Annotated in this window: 14 protein-coding genes; 5 read left to right on the forward strand and 9 right to left on the reverse strand. The window is 54.9% G+C overall.

Features of this window, described 5'->3' with window-relative positions:
* Positions 1 to 31: 31 nt before the first annotated feature.
* Positions 32 to 484, forward strand: coding sequence for a macrodomain Ter protein MatP (matP, locus tag IM300_RS03265; protein ID WP_006809347.1), 453 nt, complete (start codon positions 32 to 34; stop codon positions 482 to 484).
* 65 nt (positions 485 to 549) lie between these two features.
* On the opposite strand, the gene ompA is transcribed toward matP, so the two are convergent.
* Both ompA and sulA read right to left on the reverse strand, forming a co-directional pair.
* A complete protein-coding gene (gene ompA / locus IM300_RS03270) occupies positions 550 to 1602 on the reverse strand; it encodes a porin OmpA (RefSeq protein WP_017694761.1) in 1053 nt (350 codons plus the stop codon).
* A gap of 356 nt (positions 1603 to 1958) precedes the next feature.
* Positions 1959 to 2468, reverse strand: coding sequence for an SOS-induced cell division inhibitor SulA (sulA, locus tag IM300_RS03275; RefSeq protein WP_131637223.1), 510 nt, complete (start codon positions 2466 to 2468; stop codon positions 1959 to 1961).
* Between the two features lie 217 nt (positions 2469 to 2685).
* Here sulA and IM300_RS03280 point away from each other — a divergent pair, with 217 nt between their 5' ends.
* Positions 2686 to 3312, forward strand: coding sequence for a TfoX/Sxy family DNA transformation protein (locus tag IM300_RS03280; protein WP_063449134.1), 627 nt, complete (start codon positions 2686 to 2688; stop codon positions 3310 to 3312).
* On the opposite strand, the gene yccS is transcribed toward IM300_RS03280, so the two are convergent.
* A complete protein-coding gene (gene yccS / locus IM300_RS03285; protein WP_112792843.1) occupies positions 3269 to 5431 on the reverse strand; it encodes a YccS family putative transporter in 2163 nt (720 codons plus the stop codon). The two genes, IM300_RS03280 and yccS, sit on opposite strands and share 44 nt — an antisense overlap.
* Before the next feature lie 18 nt (positions 5432 to 5449).
* Complete coding sequence (locus tag IM300_RS03290; protein ID WP_003858149.1) at positions 5450 to 5896, reverse strand: YccF domain-containing protein; 447 nt, start codon at positions 5894 to 5896, stop codon at positions 5450 to 5452.
* A gap of 122 nt (positions 5897 to 6018) precedes the next feature.
* Between IM300_RS03290 and helD the strand changes: the two genes are divergently transcribed.
* Complete coding sequence (helD, locus tag IM300_RS03295) at positions 6019 to 8073, forward strand: DNA helicase IV (RefSeq protein WP_193035294.1); 2055 nt, start codon at positions 6019 to 6021, stop codon at positions 8071 to 8073.
* A 39-nt stretch (positions 8074 to 8112) separates the two neighbouring features.
* On the opposite strand, the gene mgsA is transcribed toward helD, so the two are convergent.
* Complete coding sequence (mgsA, locus tag IM300_RS03300) at positions 8113 to 8571, reverse strand: methylglyoxal synthase (protein WP_006809340.1); 459 nt, start codon at positions 8569 to 8571, stop codon at positions 8113 to 8115.
* Between the two features lie 80 nt (positions 8572 to 8651).
* Entirely contained in the window at positions 8652 to 9314 is a 663-nt protein-coding gene (locus IM300_RS03305) for a DUF2057 family protein (RefSeq protein WP_193035296.1), read from the reverse strand.
* Between the two features lie 172 nt (positions 9315 to 9486).
* On the opposite strand from IM300_RS03305, the gene IM300_RS03310 reads away from it, so the two are divergent.
* Positions 9487 to 9900: a CoA-binding protein gene (locus IM300_RS03310; RefSeq protein WP_193035298.1), complete on the forward strand. Its 414-nt coding sequence runs from the start codon at positions 9487 to 9489 to the stop codon at positions 9898 to 9900.
* A 32-nt stretch (positions 9901 to 9932) separates the two neighbouring features.
* Here the strand turns inward: IM300_RS03310 and hspQ are convergent, their stop codons facing one another.
* Both hspQ and rlmI read right to left on the reverse strand, forming a co-directional pair.
* Positions 9933 to 10250, reverse strand: a complete 318-nt coding sequence (gene hspQ / locus IM300_RS03315) for a heat shock protein HspQ (RefSeq protein WP_006809336.1) — start codon at positions 10248 to 10250, stop codon at positions 9933 to 9935.
* Between the two features lie 60 nt (positions 10251 to 10310).
* A complete protein-coding gene (gene rlmI, locus IM300_RS03320; protein ID WP_063866307.1) occupies positions 10311 to 11501 on the reverse strand; it encodes a 23S rRNA (cytosine(1962)-C(5))-methyltransferase RlmI in 1191 nt (396 codons plus the stop codon).
* A 93-nt stretch (positions 11502 to 11594) separates the two neighbouring features.
* On the opposite strand from rlmI, the gene yccX reads away from it, so the two are divergent.
* Positions 11595 to 11876: an acylphosphatase gene (gene yccX, locus IM300_RS03325; protein WP_173937209.1), complete on the forward strand. Its 282-nt coding sequence runs from the start codon at positions 11595 to 11597 to the stop codon at positions 11874 to 11876.
* On the opposite strand, the gene tusE is transcribed toward yccX, so the two are convergent.
* Complete coding sequence (gene tusE, locus IM300_RS03330) at positions 11873 to 12202, reverse strand: sulfurtransferase TusE (RefSeq protein ID WP_193035300.1); 330 nt, start codon at positions 12200 to 12202, stop codon at positions 11873 to 11875. The genes yccX and tusE overlap by 4 nt on opposite strands.
* Between the last annotated feature and the right edge of the window lie 33 nt (positions 12203 to 12235).

A 12235-nucleotide genomic window follows, 5' to 3' on the forward strand; every position in this document is an offset into this window, starting at 1 on the left:
AACTGAGTTACACGGTAACACTGAGATCGCAATGAAATATCAACAACTGGAAAACCTCGAAAGCGGCTGGAAATGGAAGTACCTGGTCAAAAAGCACCGTGAAGGGGAGCTGATCACCTGCTACATCGAAGCCAGCGCGGCACAAGAAGCTGTGGATATGTTGCTGACCCTCGAAAACGAACCGGTACAGGTCAACGGCTGGATCGAGAAACATATTAATCCGGCCTTGTTGAACCGGATGAAGCAAACTATCCGTGCTCGTCGTAAACGGCATTTCAATGCCGAGCATCAGCACACCCGTAAGAAATCTATCGACCTGGAGTTTATGGTCTGGCAGCGTCTGGCCGGGCTTGCGCAACGGCGCGGGAAAACGCTGTCGGAAACGGTGGTGCAGTTGATTGAAGATGCCGAGCATAAAGAGAAGTATGCCAGCCAGATGTCGACGCTGAAGAACGATTTGCAGGCACTGCTGGGTAAAAAATAACGTTTTTGCTTTTGTTCAGATAATAAAAAACCCCGCATGGCGGGGTTTTTTTATAAGACGATAACTTATGCCGCAGGCTGAGTTACAACGTCTTTGATACCTTTAACTTCGATCTCTACGCGACGATCTGGTGCCAGGCAGTCGATCAGTGCAGCGCGTGGTTTCACGTTGTCACAGGTAGAACCGGTAACTGGGTTAGATTCGCCCATACCACGTGGGGAGATCTTGTTAGCTGGGATACCTTTAGATACCAGGTAATCAACTACAGACTGAGCACGTTTCTCAGACAGACCCTGGTTGTAAGCGTCAGAACCGATACGGTCGGTGAAGCCCAGAACCACTACAGAACCGTCTTTAGGATCCAGGTTGCTCAGCTGGGTGTACAGCTGATCCAGTGCCTGCTGACCTTCTGGTTTCAGAGTAGCTTTGTTGAAGTTGAACAGAACGTCAGACTTCAGAGTGAAGTGCTTGGTCTGTACTTCTGGAGCTGGAGCCGGCGCTGGAGCTACGACTGGCGCATCTTCCTGCTGACCGAAACGGTAAGAAACACCAACGCTCAGCATGCCGTTGTCTGGACGAACGCCAACGGTAGCACCGTCACCGATGTTGTTAACCCACTGGTATTCCAGACGGGTAGCGATGTCGCGGGTCATTGCCCACTCAACGCCGCCAGCGAATACTGGGGAAACGCCAGTGTCGTGGTCGTCACCAGCGATGCTGTTGCTGGAGTCTGCACGCCATACCATGCCGCCCAGACGGGTGTACACGTCCAGATCGTCAGTTACTGGGTAACCCAGTTTAGCGGTCAGCTGAACGCCTTGAGCTTTGAAAGCGCCATTTACGTTGTCGCCTTTGTACGGCATACGACCTAACCAGTCGTAACCCATTTCAAAGCCAACATACGGGTTAACCTGATAGCCACCGAACGCACCTGCACCCAGCTGGCTCTCGTGAGTAGGGCCATCGTTGTTCAGGCTGCTGTTGTACCAACCGGTGTCATGGAACTGAGACCAGCCCAGTTTACCACCTGCATACCAGGTATTATCTTTCGGAGCGGCCTGCGCTACGGTAGCGAAGCCAGCCAGTGCCACTGCAATCGCGATAGCTGTCTTTTTCATTTTTTGCGCCTCGTTATCATCCAAAATTTGCCATGAATATCTCCATCGGAGAAATCACGGTTAAATCCTTCACCGGGGGGCGTGGTCAAATATAAACCTACCGATATCTTCGGCTTAGGCCGAGCACCCCTGGCGATGTAAAGTCTACAACGTAGCTGAAAACTTACAAGTGTGAAGTCCGTCAGGCATATGAAAAAAAAAGTTCCGTATACCTAATATTTAACATTTTTTGAACGATTTTTGTGCAGTAAAATTAACGAGAACCGCGTCAGACAAGCCTTGCCGCAGTTTTGGCGCATTGAACTTTTTTTGCATACTGCGGTCGAAAAAAATTCCAGGAAAACTCTTAAAATGACTCAATGGTACACATTTGAGTGAATTTTTAGCCCGGGATGTTGTCCTCTGCGATAGGAATCTTCACGAACCGGCCGCATGATGAACCCCATCGCGTTACCTTCTTCAGCAGCTTCAGACAGACGCAAATGTTCCTCTTGCGACAGATCTTCAGGTAACCATCCAATCACGACGCTATAGTTCCCGGTACGTAATGCCCGAACCATCGACTCAACCGTATCGCAAGGGGAGAGTTGATTGATCTGCATTACCTTCGCCAACGGCAGACCCGCCGACTGAACCCATTCACGACTTAGTTTCTGCTGTGGCGTCAGCCAGAGCTGCCAGCGAGACTGTTGGCCGAGCTGCTGCAAAAGCGGCAGGAGTAACAGTTGTGTTAACAGCGGCTGGTCTTCACGGTAAACCACTTCACTGATAAGCCCTGTCGATACACGCCCGATAGAATTCTGCGCAACATTGCCTGCGGCAGAAGTAGAAGGTGTTAAGTGATTTGCATAGCCTGAAGTGTACATGTTCATTCCAGCCCTGTAGTTACTGTATGGATATACAGTAACCCCTGTGTGCATAAAGATCAACCTCATTTTCGGAAAGCGACTCGCAAATTTCATCCATTCCCGGTGAACCTGAAAAAATCATCTTGCCCAACGGCAATAAGTTGCCTATTTTCCTGCTAACGGATCCGTTAGTAAGAAATATCGTGTTTACTCTATGATTTTAAATGGAATTATCATGAAAAAGATATCCTATGAGCGGATTTATCAATCGCAGGAATACCTCTCTCCGCTGGGTGAAATTCACCATCGAGCCCTGTTTGGCGGTTATACCCTGGCCGTGGATGAAGCGGTGTTTGCAATGGTGTCTGACGGTGAGCTTTATCTTCGCGCCTGTGAGCAGAGTGCAAAATACTGTGTAAAAAATGCCTCCTCTTTTCTGACGCTGATGAAACGAGGACGTCCTGTTCTGCTTAATTACTATCGTGTGGATGAGGGGCTTTGGCAAAACAGGGAAAAACTGCTTCAGCTCTCCTCGTTTGCGCTCGATGCTGCCAGGAAAGAGCGCTACCAGCGCCATCAGCGTAACCGGCTAAAAGACCTGCCAAACCTGACTTTTCAGATTGAGGTCCTGCTGATGGAAGCGGGCATCACCAATGAAGAGACGCTACGACAGCTGGGTGCGAAGACGAGCTGGCTGAAAATGCGCTCCAGGAATAAGGCGCTGAGCATCCGGGTTTTGTTCGCGCTTGAAGGCGCCATCGAAGGGCTTCACGAAGCGGCACTCCCGGCGGATATTCGCCGGGAGCTTACGGAGTGGTTTAATGCGCTGCCTGAGTCGCAGGGGCATCATTCCGCCAGGTAGCAATCTGCTGTCGCAGTCGACAAATTTCCGGCAGCAAAGCGATAAGCAGGCCAATTTGCTGTAGGACCAGCGGAGCTTTGTTGTCGGTGCCCGGATCCAGGTGTGCAATACGCTGCACCAGTTCATCCAGTGCCTGGTGCACCCGCGGCTCATCCGCAGGTTGATGATGAAGCGCATCATCAACGTAGCAAACGGCATCGTCCAGCAGCGCCAGGATCCCCGGATTGGTCAGCTTCTCACGGTGGGCGCCCAGGGTAGAGATATAGCTGGTGAACGTATGGTTCAGGCACAGCAGCCGGAAGGCCGTTTCGCGAATTTCTGCCGTGGCGCGCGGCTCTGTTGACATATTAGAGACGACTGAAGCCAGCTCTGCGTCAGTATTATGCGCGTCGCGGCGGGCAATGCGATAGGCCAGACGGTTATCGCGGCCCTGATGGTACTGCTCTAGAATGGCGTCCAGATAGCGGCAGTTAGCGTTCATTGCTCTGTCGGAGACGCGCGGTAAGTTTCGAAAACGCCAGTCAGGCCAGATGAAGCTCACCGCTGCCCAGGCAATGGCGCAGCCGATTAGCGTGTCGATCACGCGGGGGAGGGCCACTTCAAATCCTTCCCCCAGCAAATTGAAGCAGAGCAGCACCAACAACGTGATGAACATTGTGGCGTGAGCGTACTGCACATTGCGGAAGGCGAAGAACAACACGCCGGTGATCACAATAAGGATAAGCTGTCCTTCTACAGAAGGCACAAAATAGAGCACCGGCAGCCCGATGGCGACCCCGACTAACGTCCCGACAATACGCAGCGCGAGTCGATGGCGGGTAGCGTTATAGTTCGGCTGGCAGACGAACAGGCTGGTCAGCAGGATCCAGTATCCGTGATGCAGCCCTGTTATCTGGATAAACGCATAGCCCACGCACAGCACCAGCGACATCCTCACCGCATGGCGAAAGAGGGCGGAATCCGGCGTAAAATGACGGCTCAGGCGCAGCCAGATATCGCTGAAGCCGTTCAGACTGTCATCCGCAAGCCGGTTGTCAGCATCGTTGGCCGGCATCGCCATCGCCTGTTCAGACTCAATGGTGGCCAGCTGGGCATCAATGGCTCGCAGGTTGTTGAGCAGGAATCCCAGGGCTTTGAACTGCTCCGGAGAGGTTCCGCTGGCCTGAACGCGATCGAGCGCCGCATCCAGGTGACTGAACGCGCGCTCAAAGCGAGGATCATGCTGATAGGGCGTGCGCAGCAGTATTGAGCGCGCAAGCTGCTGGCAGGCCTGAGACTGCATCGACAGCAGGCGCTGGAAGCGAAACATCACGTCGCTGTAGCGGAATTTCTCGCGCAGGTCAGCGTACTGCACATGCGAGGAGCTGGCGCGCTCGTGAATATCCTGGGCGACAAAGTAGTAGTGGAGGGTGCGTCGGGTACCGCGCTGACCGCGATCGCCGCGCAGACGGGTGAGCAGAGACGCTTTGGTCTGGTTCAGCGTAGCGACCAGTTGGCCATTTGCCAGCGCCAGATCGTACAGCGGCGCCTGGCTATCCTCTTCGATATCCGGATCGAACAGCCGCGACTTCAGCTCCAGATAGTGGGCCAGCTGCTCATAGCTGCGGGCAAGGTTGTCCTGCAAGGCACGGACCGGAAAAATAAGATGCCCGGTTAAGGTCAGCAGGTTATACCAGATAGCACCCAACAGCAGCAGGACTGGCTGCTGATACCACTGATCGTAAAGGGAGACCCCCAGCATGGTGTAAATGGCAATCAGCAGGGCGCCGAACGCGATAGTGGCGTAGCGTTGCCCGAGGCCGCCGAGCAAAATGAAGCCGCTGGTCGACACCGTCAGCCCTAAGGCAAACAGCCAGGGCCAGGGGAAAAGCAGCTCCACGGAGGCGGAGGCAATAAAGAAGCAGACCAGCGTGATGACCAGGTTACGCAAACGTCCGGCCAGGCGGTCGTCGAGATCGGCCAGCGCGCCGGCCACCACCCCAAGCGTGAGGGGAATGGTGAGCTTAACGTCATTCAGCCACCACGGCAGCGCCACGGTGCCGCAGAGAGCGATAAAGATCCTGACGTTATACAGCCAGTTACTGTTCCACGTATAGCGACGAATCAGGGGGCTTAGCATGAGAGCGGCCAGTCCTTATTACTGAAAACGACGACGGGCATTGGCTTCACGCGCGGCTTGCGCCACTTCGACCGGGACAACGCGGCGTCCGACCGGCCACAGGGCGATGGTGGCAATCTTGAAATTAGCGATGCCAACCGGAATGCCAATAATCGTAATGCACTGGGCGATACCGGCGAAGATATGCATCAGACACAGCCACCAGCCAAAGAAGATCAGCCACAGAATATTCAGCAGCGTGCCGCCGGTATTCATCAGGGCATTTTTTCTTTCCGGCTCCAGCTCATCCACGTGTACGGCTTCGTTTCCATAAGGAACGAGGGACAGTTTGGTGATTTCCCAGCAGGAGCGCGTCAGCGGAAGCGTAAAGATGAGCACAATGCTCACCAGGGTGGCGAAAAGCCAGGAAAGGGTGGTGGCAAAACCGCCAAGGACAAAATTCAACACATTCAGAACGGTACGCATAAACCCTCATTTCCTTCGATATGATTAACGCCTGGTGATTGTAACGTTTTTTTGGGCTGGAGCACCTTAAAACTGGCAGTTAAACTGTCTGACAAATTATTACCTCGTGGATCCGGCAGGATATGGAACTGAAAGCTACTTCAATGGGCAAACGCCTGGCGCAGCACCCTTACGACAAGGTTGTCCTCCTCAATGCGGGAGTGAAAGTCTCCGGTGAACGCCACGAATACCTTATTCCGTTTAATCAGCTGCTCGCCATCCACTGCAAGCGTGGGCTGGTGTGGGGCGAGCTGGAGTTCGTCCTGCCGGCAGAGAAAGTGGTGCGACTCCACGGGACGGATTGGGCTGAAACCCAGCGCTTCCATCATCATCTGAACGCGCGCTGGCAGCAGTGGAGCCAGGAGATGAGCGTGATTGCCGCACAGGTACTGCACCAGGTGCTGGACGATATCGCGTTAAGCAATACCCAGCAGAAGTGGCTGACGCGTCAGCAAACCGCCGGGCTTCAGCAAAAAATCACCCAGGCGCTGACGGCGTTGCCTTTACCCGTGGCGCGGCTGGAGGAATTTGATAACTGCCGTGACGCGTGGCGGCAGTGTCAGGCATGGCTCAGCGATATTGAGAAAAGCCGTCTGGCGCACAACCAGGCCTGGACCGATGCGATGCTTACGCAATATGCCGATTTCTTCAGCACGGTGGAATCATCGCCCCTCAATCCTGCCCAGGCGCGCGCCGTGGTGAATGGCGAGCAGTCTTTGCTGGTGCTGGCAGGGGCCGGTAGCGGCAAAACATCGGTGCTGGTGGCGCGCGCGGGCTGGCTTCTGACGACGGGCGAGGCGGTTGCCGACCAGATTTTGCTGCTGGCCTTTGGCCGCAAAGCGGCGCAGGAAATGGACGAACGCATTCAGGCGCGTTTGCATACCCAGGATATCTCGGCGCGCACGTTCCACTCTCTCGCGTTACATATCATTCAACAGGGCAGCAAAAAAGTTCCTGTGGTCAGCAAGCTGGAGAATGATGCTCAGGCTCGCCAGGCGCTGTTTATCAAGACATGGCGTCAGCAGTGCAGCGAGAAAAAGGCGCAGGCGAAAGGCTGGCGTCAGTGGCTTGAAGAGGATCTGAACTGGGCGGTGCCGGAGGGCAGCTTTTGGCAGGATGAAAAGCTGGCGCGCCGGCTGGGTTCCCGTCTCGACCGGTGGGTAAGCCTGATGCGGATGCACGGCGGCTCTCAGGCCGAGATGATAGAAAGCGCACCGGAAGCGATCCGCGCCGTCTTCTCTAAGCGGGTTAAGCTGATGGCGCCGATGCTCAAAGCGTGGAAAACCGCGCTGAAAGAGGAAAACGCGGTCGATTTTTCCGGGCTGATCCATCAGGCCATTATCATTCTGGAAAAAGGGCGCTTCGTTAGTCCGTGGAAACACATTCTGGTGGATGAGTTTCAGGATATCTCGCCGCAGCGCGCTGCGCTGCTTTCGGCGCTGCGGGCGCAGAATAAACACACGTCGCTGTTTGCCGTGGGCGATGACTGGCAGGCAATCTACCGTTTCAGCGGGGCGCAGCTTTCCCTCACCACGGCTTTCCACCACTATTTTGGTGAAGGCGACCGCAGCGATCTCGACACCACCTACCGCTTTAACGCGCGAATTGGTGAAATTGCCAACCGCTTTATTCAGCAGAACCCGCATCAGCTGTCGAAGCCGCTTAACAGCCTGACGCCGGGGGATAAAAAGGCCGTCACCCTGCTGGCCGAGGATCAGCTGGAGCCGCTGCTGGACAAACTGAGCGGCTATGCGAAACCCGATGAGCGGATCCTGGTGCTGGCGCGTTACCACCACCTCAAACCCGCGGCGCTGGAAAAAGCGGCGACGCGCTGGCCAAAACTACAGCTCGATTTTATGACCATTCACGCCAGTAAAGGGCAGCAGGCTGATTACGTGATTGTGGTAGGTCTAAAAGAGGGGAGCGACGGTTTCCCGGCACCCGCGCGGGAATCCGTGATGGAAGAGGCGTTACTGCCGGTTCCCGAAGATTTCCCGGATGCCGAAGAGCGGCGTTTGTTGTACGTGGCGATAACCCGCGCGCGGCATCGCGTGTGGCTATTGTTCAACAAAGAGGAGCCGTCGGTGTTTGTCGATATTTTGAAGAGTATTGACGTGCCGGTAGCGAGAAAGCCGTAACATGTCGGCCCGGTAAGCGCAGCGCCACCGGGCAAAAAACTACTTCAGCCTTTCCGCAAGATAGCGCGGGTAATCCGGGATCAAAATCTCTACCGGATCGTTAAACTGCGGTGATTCAATGATGAAATCGGCCGTTGAAAGATTTGTCGCCACCGGAATGTTCCACACTGTCGCCAGACGCAGCAGCGCCTTAACGTCCGGGTCATGCGGCACCGCGTTCAGCGGATCCCAGAAGAAAATCAGTACGTCGATTTTGCCTTCCGAAATCTGAGCGCCGACCTGCTGGTCACCCCCCATCGGGCCGCTCAGCATGGCATTCACTTCCAGACCGGTTTCGCGGTGGATCAAATTACCGGTTGTCCCCGTGGCGGAAAGGGCATGATGCTGGAGAAGAGGCTGATGGCGACGAACCCAGTTAAGCAGCATTTGTTTACAGTGATCGTGCGCAACCAGAGCAATGTGCTTGCGCGCCGGAAGTGTGCGTGTTGTCAGTTCCATAATCTTATCCGTGAAGTTACCTCGCTACACGATGACGGGAACTGACTGATGCTGCAAGAGAAAGGACGAAAAAATGTGGCTTACGAAGACGGTTGTCGTTTCACCCATTGCAGAAAACGGGCCCGCGTATCCGTATCGGCATTCTGGAACCAGAACCTGAGGCGTTGCTCGGTGAGCGTCTGCGACTGAGGGGGAAGCACATCCAGTTCCGATACGCCCGAAAGCAGGGTGCTGCCGTCTGCCATCACGGTAGCGAACTGAGGCAGGGAGGCGGGCCGGCTGGCTCTGTTATAGATCGCCGTGTCTGCTTCGTAATCCGTTCCTTTGGGCCTGTTTGTCAGCGCCAGGATATCCAGCTTTACCGGGATGGGCATGGAATCCCCGTCCACCAGTTCAATGCGTGGCGAAGCGTCAAAGGCCTGTGACTCTTTCTCTGTATTGAGACGCGGAAGCCTGAAGTTGACCTTACTGATACGCTGCGTGTTAAAGCTGACGACCAGAGGCGGAGAAATGTACATATGCTGTTCGTTGTCGGCGAGGCGAATCGTCTTTTCCACCCGAAAAACGACCTGATGCGGACCGTTATCCAGCTCGATGCTGTCTGCGCCTCGCAGCAGGGAGCTGGAGACTTTTTTCCCGTCCAGCACCAGCAGGTCAACGTCCGGTGAGAGTCTGAGGGTGGTTGCGAAAACACACACCGGCATGATCAACGCAACCACAGCCGAGGCAATGCCGGTTTTCATAGCAGACTCCTGTAGACAAACTACCCATGTAAGAATGTATCAAATTTTTTCGATAATCACGTTTACTAACATATAGACATATTCTGCCGTTTTGCCCTCATACTTCTGTAGGGACAGCGTGGTTGAGATGGCTGCTTTGACGTACACTTTGAAAAAAACCAGGAGGAAGAGCATGAAAGAGAACGACATTGTCGAGATCCTGACGTCCACGCGCACTATCGCGCTGGTTGGCGCGAGCGACAAACCGGATCGTCCAAGCTATCGGGTAATGAAATACCTTCTGGATCAGGGTTATCACGTGATCCCAGTCTCGCCGAAGGTGGCGGGAAAAACGCTGCTGGGCCAGCAGGGCTATGCGACGCTCGCGGACGTGCCGGAAAAGGTGGATATGGTGGACGTGTTCCGCAATTCTGAGGCGGCCTGGGGCGTGGCGCAGGAGGCAATCGCCATTGGTGCGAAAACGCTGTGGATGCAGCTGGGCGTGATCAATGATCAGGCGGCCGTGCTGGCACGCGATGCCGGGCTTAAGGTGGTAATGGATCGCTGTCCGGCAATCGACATCCCCCGTCTGGGGCTCGCAAAATAAAAAAAGCCCGCTTGACGGGCTTTTTTACACCTTTAATTTCGCAGTCTTGGTGCCTGTAACTGTTTGCGGATGGTCTGAGCAAGCTCGTCCATAGTGGGTTGTTCCGGATGCTCATCCTGTAATTCACCACTCAACTGCGCTTCGGCAAGATAGGTATGGACAGGCTGACCATCGTCGCCCTCCATGACCACATGATACCAGGGCGCGGCGCGAAGCTCTGCGTCAACCGCCAGCTCGTCTGCTGACGGTTCATCAAGGGAATACTCCGGGTCGATATCCACGACCACACCCAAATATCCAAGCAAGGTGTGGCGGACCTGCTGGCCGATACCGAATTTGCTGGCAATCATAGTCACCTCCCGGGAAACATCACATACACACTATGTGCGGGCAATATTTCTCTTTTCAAGTTACATGACGCGACAGGCAAACCCTTTCAGATACAGCCCTTCCGGGTAGGTGGCGATCACCGGGTGATCGGCGGCCTGACGGAACTGCTCTATAAATTGTACATCACGACCCGCATCTATTGCGGCATCGGCGATGATTTTTTGGAATAAATCTGTCGTCATCAGGCCAGAGCAGGAGAATGTCAGCAGTACGCCGCCCGGGTTCAGCAGCTGGATCGCCAGCATGTTAATGTCTTTATAGCCACGGCAGGCGCCCATCAGCTGGCTTTTGTTTTCCACAAATTTCGGCGGATCCATTACGATGACGTCAAATTTCTCGCCCTGATCGCGGTATTTACGCAGCAGCTTAAACACGTCGTCGCGCACAAACTCCGCTTTGCTCAGATCCAGCTTGTTCAGCTCGACGTTCTGCTTCGCCACGTCCAGCGCTTCCTGGGAGGTGTCGACGCTGACAACCTGGGCACAGCCGCCCATCAGAGCAGAGACCGCAAAGCCGCCGGTATAGGAGAAGCAGTTCAGCACGCGCTTATCGGCAACGTACTGGCGCGTTGCCAGACGGCTGTCACGCTGGTCGAGGTAATAACCGGTCTTATGGCCGCCCTGGATGTCCACCAGCAGCTTCATGCCGTGCTCCTCGATAGGCAGCAGGGCAGGCGGCAATTCACCGGTGACCGGGCCTTGCGTCAGCTCCATGCCCTCTTTTTTACGTACCGCCACGTCGCTGCGGTCGTAAATGGCGCATGACGGGAACAGCGCTTGCAGGGCGCTGATCAGCGCAGCACGCTGGTATTCCGCCCCGGCGCTCAGCAGCTGCAACACCAGGAAATTGCCGAAGCGGTCGATGGTCACGCCCGGCAGGCCGTCAGACTCACCGGCAATCAGACGATAGCTGTCCAGTCCGTCGCGCTTTGCCAGCCACTCGCGCCACTGCTGCGCCTGTTGCAGACGGCGGACAAAGAAATCGATATCGATGGTTTCATCTTTATCGAACGTCCAGACGCGCGCGCGGATCTGAGAGGCGGGCGAGTATGCGCCGCGTGCTAACCATTTCCCCTGATGGTCAACAATATCGATGGTTTCGCCGAGGCTGGCTTTGCCTTCCATGCGGGCAACCGCGCCGGAGAAGACCCAGGGATGGCGGCGCAGTAATGACTTCTCGCGCCCTTTGGCTAACACTAAACGTACGCTCATAATTTGCTATTCTGTCGATTCCAGTAAAATGGCCGCCATTTTCCCGACTTCAGTGAGGAAATGCAACGCGCCAGTCGGATAAGGAGAAGGATGATGTCAAATGTTTGCACCATTGCCTGGGTCCACGGCCTCGTACAGGGCGTCGGTTTCCGCTACAGCACCCAGCGCGAAGCTCTTCAGCTCGGGCTGACGGGGTATGCACGTAACATGGATGATGGCAGCGTGGAGGTAGTCGCCTGCGGTGATGCGGATAAGGTTGAGAAGCTGGTGGCGTGGCTAAAAGCGGGCGGACCGCGAAGCGCGCGGGTTGATAAGGTTTTAACGGAACCGCATCAACCCGGCCGGGAATACGCTGACTTCAGTATTCGCTATTAAATGCATTTTACCGGTTTTGGCAGGCCGGCAATTTTTGTCGCCTGTTTTGCCGGGCCTTTCGGAAACAGGCGATACAGATAACGGCTGTTGCCTTTCTCTTCGCCAAACTTATTCGCCATGGCTTTGACCAGCATGCGGATCGCCGGCGACGTGTTGAATTCAAGGTAAAACTCGCGCACAAAGCGCACCACTTCCCAGTGCTCAGGGGAGAGGGTGATTCCTTCGTTTTCCGCAATTTTCTCCGCCAGCGCTTCGCTCCACTGGCGGCTCTCTTTCAGATAACCGTCGTTATCGGTTTCGATCTCTTTGCCTTCAAAACTCAACATAATCATTCACGCGTTAGTCAAAAACCGCATCAG

The sequence above is a fragment of the Enterobacter cloacae complex sp. I2 genome (assembly GCF_014896205.1).
Lineage (GTDB): Bacteria > Pseudomonadota > Gammaproteobacteria > Enterobacterales > Enterobacteriaceae > Enterobacter > Enterobacter quasihormaechei.